We start from the raw sequence: 21442 nt of genomic DNA, 5'->3' as shown, positions 1-21442 counted from the left end.
ACGGTAGTCCCGTAACGGTCAGCGCAGGGTGAACACCGCCACCGTGCGTCCCGGAACGGTGAAGCTGCCCGAACTCCGCTCGTACGAGGCCTTCTTGACGGTAGAATCCGCGCCCTTCGCCTGTACGGGGTGCAGGGCGTAGTTCTGGCCGGCGAGCGCGGCGACCTTCTGGGTGGTGGCCTTGGGGGCCGCGTTGAAGACGACGACCAGCTTGCCGAGGCGCATGGTGATCACGCCGGGCGTCTCGTCCTCGCCGGACAGCGGGAAGGAGAGCCGGGACTGCACCTGTGCGGCGGATGTCAGGTCGAAGTCCTTCTCCGTGGTGCGGATGGTGAGCAGGTCGCGGTACGCGGCCGAGGCGCCGTCGATCTGTGCGCAGCCCGGGGTGACCGTGGCGTTGGTCAGCAGGGGCTTCGCGTAGGGCCACTTGGCCTCGTTGTCCGCGGCCGGCGGCAGTCCGCGCCCGAAGCCGTTGCCGGCCCGGCAGTCCCAGTGCAGGGCGTTGAACCAGTCACCGCTGTCGAAGGAGTTGCGGTCCAGCGACTTGGAGCGCAGCAGGTCCGTGCCGGCCTGGGAGAGCGCGGGGCCCTGCGAGAGGGTCGCCGTCGCCATGGCCAGGACCTGCATGCGGGCCCGGTCGGCGGCCGGGGTGTCCGCCGGGAGCTTGAAGGCGAGCGCGTCGTACAGGGTCTCGTTGTCGTGGGCGTCGGCGTAGGCGAGGGCGTCACCGGGTGCGGCGGCATAGCCGGCCGGGGCGCCGTTGTAGTCGACCCCGGAGCCCTTGACGGTGTTCCCGGAGGTGTCGGTGAAGGTGTAGTCGGCGAGGTTGCCGGTGAGGCCGACCTTGATCAGGTCCTGGTAGTGCAGCAGACGGGCCTTCTGCTCGGCCTTCGTGCCGTTGGCGGTGGAGGTGTTGGGGTCGGTGTAGAGGCCGGTGGCGAAGCCCTGCACGCCGGGGTCCTCGTCGAACGGGGAGCCGCCGCGTACGGCGTCGCGGGCCCGGTCGGAGAAGGTGGCGATGCCGGTGCCGGCCATGTTCTTCTGGGTGGCCTGGACGAAGCGGGCGTCGTCGGCGATCTCTCCGAAGTTCCAGCCCTCCCCGTACAGGATGATCTTCTTGCCGTCCACGCCGTCCTTGGCGGGGGTCAGCGCGTCGAGGGCCTTGCGGACGGCCAGGATGTTGGCCTTGGGGTGGTGTCCCATCAGGTCGAAGCGGAAGCCGTCGACCTTGTACTCCTTGGCCCAGGTGACGATCGAGTCCACGACGAGCTTGCCCATCATGGTGTTCTCGGGGGCGGTGTTGGCGCAGCAGGTGGAGGTGGCGACGGTGCCGTCCTCCAGCAGCCGCTGGTAGTAGCCGGGCACGATCCGGTCGAGGACGGACTTGCCGTCCTGGCCGGAGGCGACGGTGTGGTTGTAGACGACGTCCATGACGGTCCGCAGTCCGGCGCCGTTGATGCCCTGGACCATCCGCCGGAACTCGACCGTGCGCTTCGTGCCGTCCGGGTCGGAGGCGTAGCTGCCCTCGGGGACGGTGTAGTGCAGCGGGTCGTAGCCCCAGTTGAAGGCGTCCTTCGCGGCGGCCTTCGCCACGCACGCCTGCTGCTCGGCGGAGTCGGGGGCGTAGACGGAAAGGTCGCAGGCGGGCTTCTGCTGGTCCTTCTTCTTCTCGGGGATGGTGCCGATGTCGAAGGCGGGCAGCAGGTGGACGTAGCTGGTGCCCGCGTCGGCGAGCTGCTTCAGGTGCTTCATCCCGTCGGAGCGGGTGTCGGTGAAGGCCAGGTACTCGCCGGGGTGCTTCGAGGTGGGGTCCGCGATGGAGAAGTCGCGGATCTGGAGCTCCTGGATCTGTGCGTCACGCAGCGGTACGGCGGCGGGCTTGCGGAGCTTGTCCCAGCCCCTGGGGGCGAGGTCGCGGTCCTCCAGGTCCACGACGAGGCTGCGGGCGGAGTCGGCGGTGAGCGCGGTGGAGTAGGGGTCGGTGACCTTGTTGGTGACGAGCTTCTGGACGGTGGGCGCCCAGACGTTCACCACGTACCGGTAGGGCTTGCCCTTCCAGTTCCTCCTGCCGGTGACGGACCAGACGCCGGTGCGGTCGTCGCGCCGCATGCGGACCGTCTTCCCGTCGAGTTCGAGCGCGACGGTACGGGCGGTGGGCGCCCACACCGAGAGGGTGGGGGTGCCGTGGCGGAAGACCGGGCCGAGGGCGGCACCGCTCGCCTTCGCGCCGTAGAGGTCGTCGAGGACCCCGGCGCTCTGCACCCCGGTGGCGGCGAGCAGAGCCCCGTTGGCGGCGCGCTGCGTGGCGATGAGCTGGCCGCGCAGGGCCTCGCGGACGCGGTCGCGGTCCCGGGCGTCCACGGTGAAGGCGGGGTAGTCCTTGAGGTGCGGGTACTTCGCCTTCTGGGCGTCGGTCAGCGCGGACGGGGTGAGGCGCAGCCACTGGCCCTCGTCGCTGAGGGCGCCGTCCTCGACGGTGATGCCGCCCTTCTGGGCGTACACGAGCTGCTGGCTGGTGGCCTCGGTGGCCTTCACCTTCCAGACGACCGTGCCGGCGTCGATCCACTGCGCCTCGGCCTTGGTGAGGTCGGGCGCCGGCACTCCGCCGGCCTGCGGGAGCAGGTAGCCGGGCCGGCCGCCGAGCAGCCACACCTCGTGGCCGTACGTGGCGAGGTCGAGGGCCTGGTCGCTGGGGAGGTCCTTCTCGTCGCCCCGGTGCAGGATGTAGCTGAGCGAGGTCGCCCCGTCGGTGAGCGGGACCTCGAAGGTGAGCCCGGAGGCGTCCTTCCGCACGGGCTGGAGCGGCTTGGCCCAGTCCGTGGGCTCCGCGGCACCGGTCCAGGTGTGCAGCCCCCAGCCGTCGTAGTCGCCGTCGGCGCGGTAGTAGTGCAGGACGGCCTTGGTGGTGTCCTGGGCCGGGTAGGCGCCGTCGGGCGCGGTGTCGGCCTGGCCGTCCTCGCCCTGCTCGATCCACACCTCACCGGTCTTCGCGAGGTCCACGGTGCGCTCGGGCCCCTCGGCGGTGCCGTCCTTCTCGACGGTGTAGGAGACGGTGGCGGCGCCCTCGGGCACCTCGACCCACGCGAACGCGCCGTAGGCGTCGCGGCCGGTGAAGGCGGCGGTGGTCCCGCCGGACCTCAGCTGCCGGCCGTCGTAGTCGCCGTCGGCGCGCTTGTAGTGGACGACGGCGTAGTCGCGTTCGACGGCGACGGGCTTGGCGGGGGCGGGCGCCTGTCCGGCGGTGGAGGAGGCGGTGGCGCTCGCGGTGCGGCCGGCGCGGTCCACCACGACGGCCTTGTAGCGCAGCGGTGTGCCGGCGGCGGTGTCGTCGCCGATGACCTGGGTGACCTTGTACGGGGCGTGGTCGGCGGTGCCGAGGGTGGTCCACTTGCCGTTGCCGGTCTGGGCGGCGAAGACGACCCGGTTGAGCGAGCCGCCGTCCACGTCGGCGGTCAGCTCGACGGTGCCGGTGGCGCCGGCGGCGGGGGCCTTCAGGGTGACGGAGGGCTTGGCCGCCGGGGCCGCGAGGGGCTTCGCGGCGCGGAGCACGGTGCTCGACAGGGCCGGGACGGTGACCGTGATCTTCTTGTCGGCGCCGCTGCGGACCGTGCCGGAACCGCCGTACAGGGTGCGGAAGTCCATGCGGGCGGACCCGGTGGACAGCTCCACGGTCTTCGCGGAGGTGCCGTTGTTGACGGCGACCACGTACTCGTCGCCGCGCCTGGCGTCCGTACGCGAGAAGGCGTACACCGGGCCCTCGGCGTACCGCTCGGTCTGGACGCCGTCGCGGAGCGCCGGGTTGTCCCGGGTCAGCTTCGAGAGGGCGGCGATGGTGCGGTAGAGCGGATGGGTCTCGTCATACGCGTCGGAGGCGTGCGTGCGGTCGGTGCCCAGCTCGTCGTCGTCGAGGTAGTCGGCGGTCTTCGAGGCGAACATCGTCTGGCGGGCGTCCTTGTCGCCGCCGGCGCCCGTGAAGCCCTGCTCGTCGCCGTAGTAGACGACCGGGTTGCCCCGGCTGAGGAACATCAGCTCGTCGGCCAGCTGCGCGCGCTTCACCAGTTCCGCGTCGCCGGCCTTCGGGTTGTCCTGCTTCAGGAAGGTCCCGATGCGGCCCATGTCGTGGTTGCCGAGGAAGGTCACCTGCTCGTAGGCGTTGGCCTTGTCGGTGGTGTACCGGTAGTCGTCGCCGAAGACGGCGGCGAGCTTCGAGGCGGGGGCGCCCTGCGAGGCGTACTGGCGGGCCGCCTCCTGGAAGGGGAAGTCGAGCGTGGCGTCGAGCCGGCCCTGGGTGACGTAGGGCGAGGTGACGGCGGTGTCCGAGGAGTAGACCTCGCCGAACATGAAGAAGTCCTTGCGCCCGTGCCTGGCCGCGTACGCGTCGAGCGCGGTGGCCCACTGGGTCCAGAAGTCCATGTCGACGTGTTTGACGGTGTCGATCCGGAACCCGTCGATGTCGAAGTCCCGGACCCACTTCTCGTAGATCTTCTCCATGCCGGAGACGACCTCGGGGCGCTCGGTCCACAGGTCGTCGAGGCCGGAGAAGTCGCCGTAGGTGGTGGACTCGCCGGCGTACGTGGAGTCGCCGCGGTTGTGGTACATCGTCGGGTCGTTGAGCCAGGACGGCGTCTTGCCGCCGCCGCTCACCGGCTTGTACGGGAAGGAGTCGGCGTCCGTCTTCGCCATGCCGGCGGCGTCGTCGAAGGGACGGCCGTCGCGGTCCAGGTAGGGGTAGGCGCCCTTGGACTTGTAGCCGTAGGTCTTCTCGGCGTAGTCGACGGTGTCCGCGGTGTGGTTGGTGATGACGTCGAAGAAGACCTTCATGCCCTTGCGGTGGGCCTTGTCGATCAGCTTCGTCAGGTCGGCGTTGGTGCCGAAGTGCGGGTCGACCTGGGTGAAGTCGGTGATCCAGTAGCCGTGGTAGCCGGCCGAGGCGTCCTTGCCGGTGCCCTGCACGGGCCGGTTCTTGAAGATCGGCGCGAGCCAGATGGCGGTGGTGCCGAGCCCCTTGATGTAGTCGAGCCGGTCGGTCAGCCCCTTGAGGTCACCGCCCTGGTAGAACCCCTTGTCGGTGGGGTCGTAGCCGGTCTCCAGGCGCGAACCGGTGAGCCCGCCCCGGTCGTTGCCCGTGTCCCCGTTCGCGAACCGGTCGGGCATCACGAAGTAGAACTGCTCGCGGGTCAGGTCGTGCCGGGTGGCCTGGGCGGCCAGCTTGGCGTCCGAGGGAGCGGCGGGCGGCCGGGCCGCGGCGGCGGGCAGCGCGGGCACCAGGGCCGCGCACAGGGCGGCCGCGACGACGGCGGTCGCCGTTCTGCGTGCGGGCACGCGCGGGTACGGACGTTTCACTCGGACTCTCCTCGGAGGGGTACGGGGGTGTGCGGGGCCGGACGGGCCGCTGGGGGACGGCCCGTCCGGCGGGTGAGTGGCTTGCGGGGTCAGCCGCGCCAGACGTCCGAGGTCAGCGTGACCCTGCCGGAGGACGGCACCGTGGCCGTGCGGTTGGCACCGCTCTCCCAGGTCACGTTGCCGTTCGCGTCCTTGCGGATGTACTTGTACTCGAACGTGGTGCCCGCGGGCATGTTCACGTCGAGCTTCCAGACCGGGTACGTCGCCGGGTCCAGCTTCAGCGCGCTGCCGGTGTTCCAGTTGCCGAGGGCGGACTGGTTGCCGGTGACGTAGATGTTCTGGCCGAGCCGGGTGGTGGCGTTGACGCCGAAGGAGGCGCCGGAGGTGCCGGTCTCCGTGCCGGGGTCGGTCGGGTCGGTGGAGCCGCCGCCGCAGGTGCGGGCGCCGGTGTGCAGGGCGAGCGCGGTGTTGGCGCCGAGGGTCGCGGTGAACTGGCCGGAGCCGTTGACCGTGACGCCCTTTCCGGACTGGACGTCGCAGTAGTCGCCGGCGGGCAGCGAGGTCTGGAACGTGCGCGTCAGCGAGGAGCCCTCGTGGTTGATCGCGACGTACGCCTTGGAGCCGCGCCCGAAGGCGATCTGATCGCCGCCGTTGTCCCACCAGTCGGTGACGGCCTCACCGCGCGCGGTGTTGCGGAAACCGACCATCGAGGAGATCTCGCGCCAGGCGTGCTGGCACTTCCAGCCGTCGCTGTAGCAGGCGTTCACCGTGCCGCCGTTGGGCGGGCCGGCGTCCTTGTCGGACCACTCGTAGCCGGAGTGCACGTCGGGTGAGCCGTAGGGCCAGGCCAGCATGAACACGCTGGCGAGCGTGTAGGTGGCGCCGTCCTTGTAGTTCAGCGTCTCCCCGTTGCGCTCGGTGTCGTGGTTGTCGACGAACACCGCGGCCTTCGAGGAGGACATGAAGCCCCAGCCCTCGCCGAAGTTCTTCAGGTTGGCGAGGTTCTCGTTGTTGAAGACCTGCTTGAGGCTGCGGGCGTAGCGGAACTCCTGGACGTCGCCGTTCCCGGCGTACTCGTCGGGCGAGACGGCCTCGCCGGCCCCGTAGATCGCCTCCTGCTTCCAGTAGACGCCCGGGTTGCTCAGCCGGGACTTGATGTTGGCGAGGTCGCCTGCGGGCATGTGCTTGGCCGCGTCGATGCGGAATCCGTCGACGCCGAGCGAGAGCAGGTCGTTGAGGTAGCCGGCGATCTTCCCGCGTACGTAGTCCTCACCGGTGTCCAGGTCGGCGAGGCCGACCAGCTCGCAGTTCTGGACGTTGGCGCGGTCGCGATAGTTGTTGATCTCGGAGGTGCAGTCGTTCATGTCGTACGAGGAGTACAGCCCGGGGTAGTTGTACTTCGTGTACGAGGTGCCGCCCGTGCCGGTGCCCGAACCGCTGGTCATGTGGTTGATGACCGAGTCCGCGACCACCTTGACGCCCGCGCTGTGGCAGGTGCTGACCATGTTGGCGAAGGACGTACGGTCCCCGAGCCGCCCGGCGATCTTGTAACTGACCGGCTGGTAGGAGGTCCACCACTGGCCGCCCTGGATGTGCTCCTGCGGCGGCGAGACCTGGACGAAGCCGTATCCGGCGGGGCCGAGGGTGTCCGTGCACGCCTGGGCGACGGAGTCGAACTTCCACTCGAAGAGGACGGCGGTGACGTCCTTGGTGCCCGGGGCGGACGCCTCGGCCGTCGTGGCGGGGACCACGAGGGCGGCGGCTCCCGCGACGAGGGCGAGCGCGGCAGACAGGGGTCTGCTGGCCATGTTTTCCTCCTGCTGTGGGGGAAATGCGGGTGACGGTGCAGCCTCATCGGCAACGCGCCTTGCCCTCAAGGCTCCTGAAGGTTCTTGCTGCAAGAATGCAAACCTTGCCGCAGCGAGACCGTACGAGCCCGGCAGGTCCCGGTCAACCCTTTGGACACCGCCTGCTCACATCCACGAAATACCGCGGATTTCTTCCTGCAAGGTCTTACGCAAGACATTGCAGCCCTGTTACGTTTCTCCCGACTCCGGTCCGGTCGGCCGGGGGTCCCGTTACCCCGGGCCCCACGCGCCCGGCCGGCCGGACCGGTCAGGACATGAGAGGCACCGGCAGTCACACCTCCCCGCCGGCCCGACCGGGCCGACTGCCGGTGCCTCTCCTGTGACCGGCCGCCCCGGGCCACGGACCGGTCCCGGGCCGCGGCTAGGCTCGCCCCATGTGGCCAGGAGAGCAGTCGTCCCCCGATCAGCCGAACACGCCGGGCGTCCGGCGCGGTTCGCCCCCGGCGCAGCCCGGCCGGGGCAGCCCCGACTGGCACGCCGCCCCCACGGTCGGCATGAGCACCCCCGAACCGCCCCGCCCCCGCCGCAACCGGACCACGGTCGCCGTGGTGGCCGCCTCCGCGGCGGTCGTCGTGGCCTGCGCCGCGGTGGGCTACCTGACCCTGCGCGGCGACGGGAACGACGAGGCCGGTCCGCAGCCGACGCCCACGGCGTCCGCGAGCGCGTCCGCCGGCTCCGACGGCACGGCCCGGGGCGGAGGCGGCGGCTCGGAACCGCTCGTCCCCGGCTGGAACACCGTGGTCAACGCCAAGCGCGGCATCACCTTCGACGTGCCCGCCTCGTGGAAGCGCCAGTCCGCGAGCTGGGTGAGCTACGTCACGGAGAACGACGACCCGGAGGAGAAGCCGCTGGTCGCGATGATGGCGCCGGCGGTCCTCAAGGAGAAGTGGTGCACCTCCGACGACGGCAAGGACGGCACGCCCGACGCGTACTCGCTCGCCTCGGTCGGCACCACCGGCGAGCAGGGTGCCAGGAGCGCGGCGGAGGCCGCCGAGGACACCGCCGAGACCTGGGTCTACGGCCTCTACACCCAGCCCGACCGCTCGCGCCTCACGGTCGGTGAGCCCGAATCGTTCCGGACGAAGTCGGGCGTCGAGGGCAGCCTCGTGACCGTCACCTCGTCCGGGACGCCGGAGAAGGGCAAGTGCGACACCGACGGCAAGGCGGTGACCTTCGCCTTCAAGAACGCGGAGGGCAAGTTCGTCTCGTGGACGTACGTCGGAGCGCACGGCGTCCAGGACGAGGTGTCCGACGCCACGATCCGCCAGATCCTGTCCACCGTCCGCCTCTTCGAGAAGGGCGACGGCGAGGGCTGACCCGGCGCCGATCGGCAGGACGGATGCCGCGCCGGCACCGCACCGCCGCTCCCGGACACGCGTCAGGGGCCGGGTCCCCCCTCCGGACCCGGCCCTCACGACCACCCGCTCACGCGCTCCGCAGCGCCGCCGTCGAACCCCGGACCACCAGCTCCGGCTGGAACACGTACTCCGTGCGCTGCACGGGGCTGCCGCCGATCTCCTCCAGCAGCGCGCCCACCGCGGCCGCCGCCATCGCCTGGACCGGCTGGCGGACCGTGGTCAGCGGCGGGTCCGTGAACGCGATGAGCTGCGAGTCGTCGAAGCCCACCACGGACACGTCACGCGGCACGTCGAGCCCGCGGTCCCGGGCCGCGCGGACGACGCCCAGCGCCATGAGGTCGCTGCCGCAGACGATGCCGGTGCACCCGCGGTCGAGCAGCGCGCCCGCCGCGACCTGGCCGCCCTCGACGCTGAACAGCGTGGAGCAGACCAGGAGTTCGGCGTCCGCGCGGTCCAGGCCGAGCACCGAGACCGCGGCGTCCACGAAGCCGTCCCGCTTCCGGCGCGAGGGCACATAGCGCTGCGGCCCTATGGCCAGGCCCACCCGGCGGTGGCCGAGTTCGGCGAGATGGCTCACGGCCATCCGCACCGCGGCGGTGTCGTCGGGCGAGACGAACGGGGCGCTGATCCGCTCGTTGTAGCCGTTGATCAGGACGAACGGCACCCCGCGCTCGGTCAGCGCGGCGTAGCGCGCCGGGTCGGCCGAGGTGTCGGCGTGCAGCCCGGACAGGAAGACGATGCCGCCGACGCCCCGCTCGACCAGCTGCTCGACCAGCTCGTCCTCGGTGGCGCCGCCCGGGAGCTGGGTGCAGAGCACCGGCGTGTAGCCGTGCCCGGCGAGGACCTGCTCCACGGACTGGGCGAACGCCGGGAAGATCGGGTTGGTCAGCTCGGGGGTGATCAGCCCGATCAGCCCGGCGCTGCGCTGCCGCAGCCGCACGGGCCGTTCGTAGCCCAGGATGTCGAGCGCCGCGAGCACCCGCTGACGCGTGGTGTCCGCGACGCCCGGCTTGCCGTTGAGCACCCGGCTGACGGTCGCCTCGCTGACGGCCGCCTGACCGGCGATGTCCGACAGCCTGAGCGCACCGCCCGCGCCGGGGCCCCGCGGCAGGGGGACGGTCGTCACACCGTCCACCACACCGTGGTGTCGGCGGGCAGCTCGACCGTGTCGCCGTCGGTGGCGACCGGCGCGCTGGACAGCAGGGCCGTGCCCGGTACGGGGATGCGGACCGGGGCGCCCGTGGTGTTGACGGTGCAGACGAACCCGGGGCGCGCGAAGGCGAGCAGCCCCTCCGGGGCGTCCAGCCAGCGCACCTCGGCGCCCGCGCCGAGACCGGGGTGCGCCCGGCGGGCGGCGATGGCGGCCCGGTACAGCTCCAGGGTCGAGCCGGCCACGCCGGTCTGCGCCTCGACGCTCAGCTCCCCCCAGCCGGTGGGCTGCGGAAGCCAGCTGCCGCCCGCACCGAAGCCGTACGAGGAGCCCTCGCGGGTCCACGGGATCGGGACGCGGCAGCCGTCGCGGAAGCCGTCCTGGCCGTCGGCCCGGAAGAACGAGGGGTCCTGGCGGGCCTCGTCGGGCAGGTCGGTGACGTCGGGCAGGCCGAGCTCCTCGCCCTGGTAGACGTAGGCGGAGCCGGGCAGCGCCAGCATCAGCAGGCTCGCCGCGCGGGCCCGGCGCAGGCCGAGCTCGCGGTCGCCGGGGGTGCGGATCTGGGTGCCGAGGCCCGCGGGGTTGGCGAACCGGGTGGCGTGCCGGGTGACGTCGTGGTTGGACAGCACCCAGGTGGTGGGGGCACCGACGGGCCGCATCGCGTCGAGCGAGGTGTCGATGACCTCGCGGAGCGCGGCGGCGTCCCAGGCGGTGGCCAGGTACTGGAAGTTGAACGCCTGGTGCATCTCGTCGGGGCGCACGTAGTTGGCGGTGCGCTCGACGGTCGGCGTCCACGCCTCAGCAACCGCGATCCGCCCACCCGTCGCCCACCCCCGCCCTTCTGCGGAAGGCCCTGCGGGCCCCATTGTGTCGGGGTACTCGTCCAGGATGGTGCGCCAGCTGCGGTAGATCTCGTGCACCCCGTCCTGGTCGAAGAACGGCATGACATCGTTTCCGAGCAGCTTCAGCTGGTCGTGGGTGCCCAGGTCGGGCAGCCCGGCCGCCTTGACGAGGCCGTGCGCGACGTCCACCCGGAAGCCGTCGACGCCCATGTCGAGCCAGAAGCGCAGGATCGAGCGGAACTCGTCGGCGACGGCCGGGTGCTCCCAGTTGAAGTCGGGCTGCTCGGGCGCGAAGAGGTGGAGGTACCACTCGCCGGGGGTGCCGTCCGGGTCGGTGGTCCGGGTCCAGGCGGGGCCGCCGAAGATGGACTCCCAGTCGTTGGGCGGGAGTTCGCCGTTCTCGCCCTTGCCGGGGCGGAAGTGGTAGCGGTCGCGCAGGGCGGAGCCGGGGCCCTCGGCGAGCGCGCGCTTGAACCACTCGTGCTGGTCGGAGGAGTGGTTGGGCACCAGGTCGACAATGATCCGCAGGCCCAGCTCGTGGGCGTCGCGGATCAGCGCGTCGGCGTCGAGCAGGCTGCCGAACATCGGGTCGATGGCCCGGTAGTCGGCGACGTCGTACCCGGCGTCGGCCTGCGGGGACGCGTAGAACGGGCTGAGCCAGACCGCGTCGACGCCGAGCTCCTTGAGGTACGGGAGTCTGCCGCGTACGCCTGCGAGATCGCCCATGCCGTCGCCGTTGCCGTCGGCGAAGCTGCGCGGATAGACCTGGTAGATCACCGCGTCCTGCCACCAGCCGGTGCGGTGGCCGGCGGCGTCGTCGGACGTACCGGTGGAGGGGGCAGCGAGGTGCTGGGTCATGTCGTCCCTGGGGTGTCTGGGTGGGGGGTGGCGCCGGGACCGGGTCGGGATTCCGGCGCCACCGTGACTGGTGCGTGCGGTCGTACGGGCGTGCTCAGCCCTTGACGGCTCCGGCGGACATGCCGGTGACGAGGTGCTTCTGCGCGAACAGGAACACCAGGGCCGCGGGTATCGCGATCAGTACGGACGCGGCGGTCATCGGGCCCCACTGGGCGCCGTACTGGTTGACGAACTTCTGGAGGCCGCCCGCGAGGGTCAGGTTCTCGTCGCCGACCATGAAGGCGGAGGCGTAGGCCACCTCGCCCCAGGCGGTGATGAAGGAGTAGAACGCGGTGACGGCGAGGCCGGGCTTGGCCAGCGGCAGGATGAGCCGCCAGAAGGTGCCGAACGGGGTGAGGCCGTCGACCATCCCCGACTCGTCGATCTCGCGCGGGATGGTGTCGAAGAAGCCCTTCATCATCCAGGCGCAGAACGGCACCGAGATCGTCAGGTAGGTGATCACCAGACCGGCGGGCTGGTTGATCAGGCCCATCGAGGACATGATGTTGTAGATCGGCACGATGAGGACGGCGACCGGGAACATCTGGGTCACCAGCAGGGTCCACATCAGACCGCGCTTGCCGGGGAAGCGGAAGCGGCTGACGGCGTAGCCCGTGGTGGCGGAGACGAAGACGCCGAGGACGGTGCTGAGCCCCGCGATGACCACGGAGTTGCCGAACCAGGTCAGGAACTCGGTGTCCTTGATCAGGTTCGTGTAGTTCTCGATCGTCGTGTCGCGGAAGAAGTCCGTGGTGGTGGCGTACTTCGCGGGCTTCAGCGAGGTCAGCAGGACCCACAGCACCGGGAAGACGGCGATCACCGAGGCGACGATCAGCGTGAGGTGCAGGGCCACGGACGCGATCGGCGAACGCTCTCCGCGCTTGCGGGGCGGGCGGCCGGCGTGCCGGGCGGTGGCGGGGGTGTGCGCGGCGGTGGTCACCAGTTGTCTCCCTGGGTGCGGAGCACTCGCCGGTAGACCACGGCGAAGAGCATCAGGAGTACGAGGATCAGTACGCCCCAGGTCGACGACTGGGCGAAGTCGCGCGGGCTGATCTCGAAGGAGAACTTGTACGCCTGGGTGACGAGGATCTGCGTGGACTCACCGGGGCCGCCCCGGGTGAGCAGGAAGATCACCGGGAACATGTTGAAGGTCCAGATGGTGGAGAGCAGGACCACCGTGGTGGAGACCGGGCGCAGTCCCGGCAGCGTGACGTGCCGGAAGCGCTGCCAGGCCGTCGCGCCGTCCATCTCCGCGGCCTCGTACTGCTCCGACGGGATGGCCTGCAGGCCGCCGAGCAGGGCGACCATGATGAAGGGCACGCCGAGCCAGACGTTGACGGCGATGACGGAGAACTTCGCCCAGGTGGGGTCGTTCAGCCACGGGATGCCGTCGATGCCGGCGCCGCCGAGGATCTTGTTGAGCAGGCCGCGCTCCTCGTTGTAGAGGAAGCGCCAGGCGAAGACCGAGACGAAGCCGGGGATGGCCCAGGGCAGGATCAGGGCCATGCGGTAGAAGGAACGGCCGGCGATCCTGCGGTTCAGGATGTTGGCCAGGGCCATGCCCAGCACGAAGGTGATGCCTACGCAGGAGACCGTCCACACCAGGGTCCAGACCAGGGTGTCGAGGAACTGACCGCCGGTGAGGGCGTCCGCGTAGTTGTCCAGTCCCACGAACTTGTAGGTGGCCGGCATGTCGTTGACGCCGATGGAGCGGGCGACGTTGCGCTCGTTGGCGTCGGTCAGCGACAGCCAGATACCACGGACCAGCGGGTATCCGATGATCACGCCGATCACGATCACCACCGGGGCGACCATGGCCCAGGCGTACCAGTGAACGGAGAAGGCCCGCCGGAGCACGCCCGGCCGCGGAGGGGTGCCAGTACCGCGGCTCCGGCCGCGGGCGACGTCGTCGCCCGCGGCCTTCGCCACCGACTGGCTGGTGTGGACAGCCATCAGTCGGCCTGCCTTCCTGGTTACTTCCAGCCCTTGAGGAGCTTGCGGTAGGAGTCACCGGTGGCCTTGGCGGCCTTCTCCGGCGTGGTCTGACCGGTGAGCACCTTGGTGTACTCGGTGTTCAGCGGCGCGAAGAGGCTGCCGGTCTCCGGAATCCAGGGCCGCTCGACGGCGGTCTCGACGACCGGCTTGAAGAACTGGACGATCTCGCTGCCCACGGCCTCCGGCTTGGCGTACGCGGAGGTGCGGGTGGGGAGCAGGTTCAGCTCGCCGGCGGTCTGCGCCTGGGTCTCGACCGACGTCATGTAGTCGACGAAGGCGTAGGAGGCTTCCAGGTTCTTGGAGCCCGCGTAGACGGCCAGGTTGTGACCGCCCTGCGGGGCGCCCTGCGCGGCGGAGCCGGACGGGACCGGGGCGACGCCCAGGTTCGCCTTGTCGGTGAACTGGTCACCGGTCAGCGTGTCGGCCACCGCCCAGGGGCCGTTGATCATCATCGCGACGTCGCCGTTCTTGAACGACTGCATCATGTTCTCCCAGCCGTCCGTGGCGTCGGTCTTCGCCGCCCCGGAGTCGACCAGGTCCTTGACGACCTCGAACGCCTTGACGCCCTCGGGCTTGTCGATGGTCACCGTCTTCGAGCCGGCGTCGACCAGGTCGCCGCCCTCGCCGTAGAGGAAGGAGAGGAAGTAGTACGAGTCGTCGCCGCGCAGGTAGAGGCCGGTCTTGCCGGTCTTCGACTTGATCTTCTTGGCGACCGACTTCAGCTCGGAGATGGTGTTCGGCGGCTTCACGCCCGCCTTCTCGAACATCTTCTTGTTGTAGAAGATGCCCATGGAGTCGATGACCTGCGGAACGGCGTAGGTCTTGCCGTTGTACTTCGTGGAGGCCACGGCCTGCTTCAGGAAGTCGTCCTGGTCCTTCAGCGCGGACGTGCCGTCCAGCGGCGCGAGGTAGCCGAGGTCGGCGAACTCGGGGGTCCACGCGACCTCGGAGCGGATCACGTCGGGGGCGCCGGAGCCGGCCTGCGCCGCGTTCTTGAACTTGTTCTGCGCCTCACCGAAGGGCACGTTGACGTACTTGACGTCGACCTTCGGGTGCTTCTTCTCGAAGCCCTCGGCGATCTTCTTGAAGACCTTGTCCTCGGTACCGACGCTGGACGTGTCCCACCACGTCACGGTGCCGGAGAGCTCGCCCGAGCCCTTGGAGGTGCTGCCGGACTTGTCGTCATCGCTGCCGCAGGCGGTCGCCGCGAGCGCCAGGGCCGCGACCAGGGCGGTGGCCGTTATGCCACGTCGCATCTGAACTCCTTCAACTGCCGTACCGCTCCGTCGCGGCGCCGGGTCGACGTGAACGTAACAAGGATGAAAGGCGACCGAAAGACTTTGCGGAAGATTTCTGCAAGCTCCGGCGATCGTTACATTGGCGTGTCCTCAAGGTTGCCGTCAAGCCACTTGACGAAACTCCCCGATCCCTGCCACACCAGGCCCACCAGCCCCGATTCCGCAGTGCGACGATCTGACCGCAGCCGGCAAGCGGGGCCCGCAAGAGCTTGCAAGATGTTGCCGCCGGACGCGGCGGGGCCCCGCTCCGGGCGCCACGAGGCGGCCGGTCCCGCCCGATTCCTGTGCATGGTGGGCAATCCGACCCGCTCCCGGTACAGTCCATTGCCATGACCGCACGGCTTGCCGATATCGCAACTCAGGCGGGGGTCAGCGAAGCGACGGTCAGCCGCGTACTGAACGGCAAGCCCGGGGTAGCCGCTGCCACCCGCGAATCCGTACTCGCCGCTCTCGACGTACTCGGATACGAACGGCCCGTACGGCTGCGCAGGCGCAGCGCGGGGCTCGTCGGCCTGATCACGCCCGAGCTGGAGAACCCGATCTTCCCGGCGCTCGCCCAGGTCATCGGGCAGGCGCTGACCCGGCAGGGCTACACCCCGGTCCTCGCGACCCAGACCCCGGGCGGCTCCACCGAGGACGAGCTGACCGAGATGCTGGTCGACCGGGGCGTCTCCGGCATCATCTTCGTCTCCGGGCTGCACGCCGACACCTCGGCGGACATGGGGCGTTACGAGCAACTGCGCGCCCAGGGCGTCCCCTTCGTCCTGGTCAACGGCTTCTCGTCCAAGGTGCAGGCACCCTTCATCTCGCCGGACGACCGGGCGGCGATGCGGCTGGCGGTCACCCACCTGGTGTCGCTGGGCCACACCCGGATCGGCCTCGCGGTCGGCCCGAAGCGCTTCGTGCCGGTGCTCCGCAAGATCGAGGGCTTCCACGCCACGATGCGCGAGCAGTTGAACCTGACGGCGGACGAGGTCGAGGAGCTGATCCAGCACTCCCTCTACACGCTGGAGGGCGGCCAGGCCGCCGCCTCCGCGCTGATGGAGCGGGGCTGCACGGCGGTGGTGTGCGCGAGCGACATGATGGCGCTCGGCGCGATCAGGGCCGCCCGCCGGCTCGCCCGCGAGGTCCCGCGCGACCTGTCGGTGGTGGGGTACGACGACTCGCCGCTCATAGCGTTCACCGATCCGCCGCTGACCACGATCCGCCAGCCGGTGACGGCGATGGGCCAGGCCGCGGTGCGCACCCTCCTGGAGGAGATCGGCGGCACGCCCGCCCCGCACAGCGAGTTCGTCTTCATGCCGGAGCTGGTGGTACGCGGCTCCACCGCGGCGGGCCCGGGGCAGGACACGACCGCCCCCGCCGCCCTTCCAGGATCGCACGCGAGGGCGTAACCGGCCCGTCGCGCACCCTGGGCACCCCCGCCGGACGTGCAACTCGCGCCCCGCCGGAGGATCATCGGGCAGAGAGGGCAAATCTGGCAGACTCTGTGCCTATGGGTGAATTGAGCGTGAAACGACAGGAAGGCCGCACGGAGGCCACCCCGTCACCCATCGTGAACGAGGCGGCTCCCGAGGCGAACACCAAGCAGTCCGGTCGCGCACACGGGCTCGGCAGAGCGCTCGACAGACCACTCGATCACGTCGTGTCCCGGCTGCGCTCCCCCCGGTCACCCCGGCGTCCGCGCCTCTGGTTCGAAATCCTGCTGGTCGCGGTGAGTTACTGGGTGTACTCACTGGTGCGCAACGCGGTCCCCGAGCAGAAGACCGCCGCCCTCGCCAACGCGGACTGGCTGTGGTCGGTGGAACGCTTCCTCGGCATCGGGGTCGAGCGGTCGGTCAACCACGCGGTGAACTCGGTGACATGGCTCATCGTGTCGATGAACTACTACTACGCGACGCTGCACTTCATCGTCACGATCAGTGTGCTCGTATGGTTGTTCCGCCGGCATCCGGGCCGGTACGCGGCAGCCAGGCTGGCCCTGTTCGCCACCACGGCCGTCGCGCTCCTCGGCTACTACCTGTACCCGCTGGCACCACCCCGCCTGATGAACGGCGGCCACTTCATCGACACGGTCCTGGTCCACCAGACCTGGGGTTCGATGGCGTCGGGCAACTTCAAGAACATGTCCAACCAGTACGCGGCGATGCCGTCGATGCACATCGGCTGGTCCCTCTGGTGCGGCCTCACCGTCTTCGCCCTGGCCTCCGCCCCCTGGGCGCGCATCCTCGGGCTGCTGTACCCCGCGGTCACCCTGATGGTGATCGTCTCGACGGCGAACCACTTCTGGCTGGACGCGGTGGGCGGGATGGCATGCCTGGCCTTCGGCTACGCGGTGTCGTACGCGTGGTACGGGTCGCTGCCGCACCGGCTGCCCAGGTGGATCCCGCCGAAGGCGGGGCGTCCTCGCCTCAGCGCGCTGGGGGTGCGGCCCCACCGCGAGCCGGCGGCAACCCGGCACTAGCCTCCGGGGCTCCGCCCCGGACCCCGCTCCTCAATCGCCGGAGGGGCTCGGTGCCGGCTGTTGCCCGGCCTGCACCCGCAGGATTGCTCCCGCGGGGAATACCCGGCCCGCGGCAAAATCAAGCCCCTCCGGCGATTGAGGAGCGGGGTGCGGGGCAGCGCCCCGCGAAGCCTCCGGAGGGCGCCCCTCACCCCCCGTAGAACCGCTCCTCCACCACACCCCGCGCCCTGCGCGTCACCCGGCGGTAGTCGTCCAGCATGTCCCCGACGTGCCCCTCCTCGTACCCCAGGTACCGCCCCACGGCGGTGAGCTCGCGCGGGACCGAGGGGAAGGTGTCGCCGGGGCGGCCCCGGACGAGCATGACCGCGTTGCGGACGCGGGTCGCCAGGACCCACGCCTCGTCCAGGGTCTGGGCGTCGTCCTCGGAGATCAGGTCCGCCTCGCGCGCCGCGGCCAGCGCCGCGCGGGTGCGGGTGGTCCGCAGGCCCGGGACCTCGTGGCCGTGGCGCATCTGCATCAGCTGGACCGTCCACTCGACGTCGCTCAGCCCGCCGCGCCCCAGTTTCGTGTGGAGCGTCGGGTCCGCGCCGCGCGGCAGCCGCTCCGACTCCATCCGGGCCTTGAGCCGGCGGATCTCGCGGACGGCGTCATCCCCCAGCCCGTCCGCCGGATACCGCAGGGGGTCGATCAGCTCCACGAACTCCGCGCCCAGGTCCAGGTCCCCGGCCATCGGCTCGGCCCGCAGCAGGGCCTGGCTCTCCCAGCCCAGGGACCAGCGCCGGTAGTACGCGTCGTAGGACTTCAGGGTGCGCACGAGGGGGCCGTTCTTGCCCTCGGGGCGCAGGTCGGGGTCGATGACGAGCGGCGGGTCCGCGGTGGGCAGCTGGAGGAGGCGCCGCATCTCGGAGACCACCCGGTTCGCCGCCCGGCCGGCTTCCTGCTCGTCCACCCCCTCCCGGGGTTCGTGCACGAAGAGGACGTCCGCGTCGGAGCCGTATCCCAGCTCGTGCCCGCCGAACCGCCCCATGCCGATGACGGCGAACCGGGTCGGCAGCGTGTCGCCCCACTCCGCGCGCACGGCGGCCCGCAGCGCGCCCGCGATGGTGACGGCGTTCAGGTCCGTGACCGCGCCGCCGACCCGGTCCACGAGGGCGCCGGGGTCGGACTCGGCCGGGCTGTCCTCCGTACCGTACGAGCCGATGAGGTCGGCGGCCGTCGTGCGGAACAGCTCGCGCCTGCGCACCCCGCGCACCACCGCGACGGCCGTCTCCGCGTCGTCCGCGCGGCCGACGGCGGCCAGCACCTCCTGCTCCAGGTGGTCCCGGCTGCGCGGGGCGAGGCCCTGCGGGTCGCCGAGGATGGAGACGGCCTCGGGGGCGCGCAGCAGCAGGTCCGGGGCGAGCCGGCCGGCCGACAGGACCCGGGCGAGGTTCTCGGCCGCGGCCCCCTCGTCGCGCAGGAGCCGCAGGTACCACGGGGTCTTGCCGAGCGCGTCGGACACCTTGCGGAAGCCGAGGAGCCCGGCGTCCGGGTCGGCGGAGTCCGCGAACCAGCCGAGGAGCACGGGCAGCAGCGTGCGCTGGATGGCGGCCTTGCGGGAGACCCCGGACGACAGGGCCTCCAGGTGGCGGAGGGCCGCTGCCGGGTCCTCGTAGCCGAGGGCGACGAGCCGGGCGGTGGCGGCCTTGGTGCTGAGCCGGGACTCGCCGGGCGCGAGCTGGGCCACGGCGTCGAGCAGCGGCCGGTAGAACAGCTTCTCGTGCAGCCGCCGCACCACGGACGCGTGCCGCCGCCACGCCTGGTTCAGCTCGGCGATGGGGTCGGTGCGCAGCCCGAGGGAGCGGCCGAGGCGCCGCAGGTCGGGTTCCTCGTCGGGGACGAGGTGGGTGCGGCGCAGCCGGTAGAGCTGGATGCGGTGCTCCATGGCGCGCAGGAAGCGGTAGGCGTCGTCCAGCTGCACGGCGTCGACGCGCCCCACGTACCCGCCCTCGGCGAGCGCCTTCAGCGCCTCCAGGGTCGAGCCGCTGCGCAGGGCGGGGTCGCTGCGGCCGTGCACGAGCTGGAGGAGCTGTACGGCGAACTCGACGTCCCGCAGCCCGCCGGGCCCGAGCTTCAGCTCCCGGTCGACGCGGTCGGCGGGGATGGTGTCGACCACGCGGCGGCGCATCTTCTGGACGTCGGGGACGAAGTTCTCCCGGTCCGCCGCCTGCCAGACGAGCGGTGACACCGCCTCGACGTACTCCAGGCCGAGCGCCCGGTCCCCGGCCACCGGCCGGGCCTTCAGCAGCGCCTGGAACTCCCAGGTCTTGGCCCAGCGCTGGTAGTACGCGAGGTGCGAGGAGAGCGTGCGGACGAGGGGGCCGTTGCGGCCCTCGGGGCGGAGGTTGGCGTCGACGGGCCAGATGGTGCCCTCGACCGTGGTGTCGGAGCAGATCCGCATGAGGTGCGAGGCGAGCCGGGTCGCGGCCTGCATGGCCTTGCTCTCCTCGGCGCCGTCGGCGGGCTCGGCGACGAAGATGACGTCCACGTCGGAGACGTAGTTCAGCTCGTGACCGCCGCACTTGCCCATCGCGACGACCGCGAGCCGGCACTGCGCCGCGTCGTCGGGGGCGGCGGCCGAAGCGATGCGCAGGGCGGCGCGCAGGGTCGCGGTGGCGAGGTCGGCCAGCTCGGCGGCGGTCTCGGCGACGTCGGTCGTGCCGCAGACGTCCCGCGCGGCGATGGACAGCAGGCACCGCCGGTAGCCGACGCGCAGGCCGTCCGGCCCGTCCGCGCCGGCGAGCTCCTGCTCGAACTCGGCGACCCCGGGGTGCAGGTCGGCGGCCTCGTACGTGACGAGGGCCTGCCAGTCGCGCGGGTGCCGGGCCAGGTGGTCGCCGAGCGCCTCCGACGCGCCGAGCACCCCGAGCAGCCGGTCCCGCAGCGGCTTGGCGGTGACGAGCGTGTCCAGCAGGATCTGCCGCTCCCCCGCCTCCTCCGCCTCGACCAGCCGGACGAGGCCGCGCAGCGCGAGGTCGGGGTCGGCGGTGGCCCCGAGCGCGTCGAGGAGCACGGAGTCGGAGCGTACGGACGAGAAGTCGGGCAGGTCGAGCAGCCGCTCGGCGGCGGACGGGTCGGTGAAACCGTGCCGCAGCAGTCGGGTGAACGTACTGCTCCTGCGCCCCGGCACCATGGTCATCCCGCGCTCTCCCGCTCGCCGCCCGATCAGCTCCCAGCCTTCGGAGTTTAGGCGGTGCGGGGTCGGGGCGCGGGGAGCGGCCGGGGTGTGGGGCGCGGCCGCTCCTTCGGCATCCCGGTCAGCCGGCCGCGGGCCGTACCGGCAGCGTCCCGGTGACGACGGTGGCGTACCGCTCCTCGCAGGAGTCGACGCGCGCCACGAGCCCGCCGCCCGCCAGGACGCCCGCCGCGGTCTCCGCCTGCCGCTCGCTCGTCTCGACCAGGAGGCTGCCGCCCGGGGCGAGCCAGTGGGCCGCCTCCGCGGCGACCCGGCGCAGGACGTCCAGGCCGTCGCCGCCGCCGTCGAGCGCGACGAGCGGTTCGTGGACCCGGGCCTCGGCGGGGAGGAGGGCGACATCGCCGGTCGGGACGTACGGCACGTTGGCGAGGAGCACGTCGACGCGCCCGCGCAGGGCGCCGGGCAGGGGTGCGAAGAGGTCGCCCTCGTAGACGCGTCCCCGGTCCCCGATGTTGCGCCGGGCGCAGCGTACGGCGGCGGGCTCGACGTCGGCGGCGTGGAGTTCGACCCGGTCCAGCGCGGCGGCGAGCGCGGCGCCGAGCGCGCCGGAGCCGCAGCACAGGTCGACCACGACGGCCGGGTCCGGGGCGAGGGCGACGGCCCGGTCGATCAGGAACTCGGTGCGGCGGCGGGGGACGAAGACGCCGGGGTCGACGGAGATCCGCAGCCCGGCGAACTCGGCCCAGCCGAGGACGTGTTCCAGAGGGTGCCCGGCGGCGCGCCGTTCGGCCATGGCGGTGACCTGGGCGGGATCGGCGGCGGTGGCGGCGATGAGCCCGGCCTCGTCCTCGGCGAAGACGCAGCCGGCGGCGCGGAGGGTGGCGGCGAGGGAGGAGAGGTCGGACGGTGACAGGGGGACCGGCATGGTGCGGAGCCTTTCGGAGGAAAACCGAGGGGTGCTCCGCGGCAGGCCCTAGGTCCGGTCGGCCACGCGTTCGCGGAAGGGGAGCACCCGTGTCGAAACAGCGGTAATGGGTCCCACCTCCTTGGTC

At 71.4% G+C, this 21442-nt stretch carries 12 protein-coding genes; 3 read left to right on the top strand and 9 right to left on the bottom strand.

The features are described from left to right. Positions 1-18: 18 nt before the first annotated feature. A complete protein-coding gene (pulA, locus tag ACFUJY_RS31555) occupies positions 19-5343 on the bottom strand; it encodes a pullulanase-type alpha-1,6-glucosidase (protein ID WP_383305920.1) in 5325 nt (1774 codons plus the stop codon). Positions 5344-5432: 89 nt separating this feature from the next. Further along, positions 5433-7151: a carbohydrate-binding module family 20 domain-containing protein gene (locus ACFUJY_RS31550; protein ID WP_383305918.1), complete on the bottom strand. Its 1719-nt coding sequence runs from the start codon at positions 7149-7151 to the stop codon at positions 5433-5435. A gap of 554 nt (positions 7152-7705) precedes the next feature. Here ACFUJY_RS31550 and ACFUJY_RS31545 point away from each other — a divergent pair. After that, positions 7706-8527 carry a hypothetical protein gene (locus ACFUJY_RS31545; RefSeq protein WP_383306041.1) on the top strand — a complete coding sequence of 274 codons (822 nt, stop codon included), beginning with the start codon at positions 7706-7708 and terminating at the stop codon, positions 8525-8527. 109 nt (positions 8528-8636) lie between these two features. Here ACFUJY_RS31545 and ACFUJY_RS31540 read toward each other — a convergent pair whose 3' ends face one another. From ACFUJY_RS31540 to ACFUJY_RS31520, 5 genes are all read right to left on the bottom strand, one after another. Continuing rightward, positions 8637-9707, bottom strand: a complete 1071-nt coding sequence (locus ACFUJY_RS31540) for a LacI family DNA-binding transcriptional regulator (RefSeq protein ID WP_365679488.1) — start codon at positions 9705-9707, stop codon at positions 8637-8639. After that, positions 9692-11419 carry a glycoside hydrolase family 13 protein gene (locus ACFUJY_RS31535; RefSeq protein WP_383305915.1) on the bottom strand — a complete coding sequence of 576 codons (1728 nt, stop codon included), beginning with the start codon at positions 11417-11419 and terminating at the stop codon, positions 9692-9694. Before ACFUJY_RS31535 ends, ACFUJY_RS31540 begins: the two co-directional genes overlap by 16 nt. Positions 11420-11513: 94 nt before the next feature. Next, positions 11514-12398 carry a sugar ABC transporter permease gene (locus tag ACFUJY_RS31530; RefSeq protein WP_383305913.1) on the bottom strand — a complete coding sequence of 295 codons (885 nt, stop codon included), beginning with the start codon at positions 12396-12398 and terminating at the stop codon, positions 11514-11516. Further along, entirely contained in the window at positions 12395-13411 is a 1017-nt protein-coding gene (locus tag ACFUJY_RS31525) for a carbohydrate ABC transporter permease (RefSeq protein WP_383305910.1), read from the bottom strand. Before ACFUJY_RS31525 ends, ACFUJY_RS31530 begins: the two co-directional genes overlap by 4 nt. Before the next feature lie 20 nt (positions 13412-13431). Continuing rightward, complete coding sequence (locus ACFUJY_RS31520; RefSeq protein WP_383305908.1) at positions 13432-14709, bottom strand: extracellular solute-binding protein; 1278 nt, start codon at positions 14707-14709, stop codon at positions 13432-13434. Positions 14710-15080: 371 nt separating this feature from the next. On the opposite strand from ACFUJY_RS31520, the gene ACFUJY_RS31515 reads away from it, so the two are divergent. Next, the gene (locus ACFUJY_RS31515) at positions 15081-16145 is read left to right on the top strand and encodes a LacI family DNA-binding transcriptional regulator (protein ID WP_383305906.1); all 1065 of its coding nucleotides are present in this window, start codon (positions 15081-15083) and stop codon (positions 16143-16145) included. Positions 16146-16306: 161 nt separating this feature from the next. Next, entirely contained in the window at positions 16307-17215 is a 909-nt protein-coding gene (locus ACFUJY_RS31510; RefSeq protein ID WP_383306039.1) for a phosphatase PAP2 family protein, read from the top strand. Positions 17216-17402: 187 nt separating this feature from the next. On the opposite strand, the gene ACFUJY_RS31505 is transcribed toward ACFUJY_RS31510, so the two are convergent. Both ACFUJY_RS31505 and ACFUJY_RS31500 read right to left on the bottom strand, forming a co-directional pair. Further along, on the bottom strand, positions 17403-20393 hold the full coding sequence (locus tag ACFUJY_RS31505; RefSeq protein WP_383305904.1) for a bifunctional [glutamine synthetase] adenylyltransferase/[glutamine synthetase]-adenylyl-L-tyrosine phosphorylase: 2991 nt from the start codon (positions 20391-20393) through the stop codon (positions 17403-17405). Positions 20394-20511: 118 nt separating this feature from the next. Then, positions 20512-21315 carry a putative protein N(5)-glutamine methyltransferase gene (locus tag ACFUJY_RS31500; protein WP_383305902.1) on the bottom strand — a complete coding sequence of 268 codons (804 nt, stop codon included), beginning with the start codon at positions 21313-21315 and terminating at the stop codon, positions 20512-20514. Positions 21316-21442 lie beyond the last annotated feature (127 nt).

Origin of the sequence: Streptomyces sp. NPDC057249, assembly GCF_042669245.1 — a bacterium.
Classification (GTDB): Bacteria; Actinomycetota; Actinomycetes; order Streptomycetales; family Streptomycetaceae; genus Streptomyces.
The sequence above is the reverse complement of the archived record's forward strand: the minus strand, read 5'-3'. Positions and strand labels throughout refer to the sequence as shown.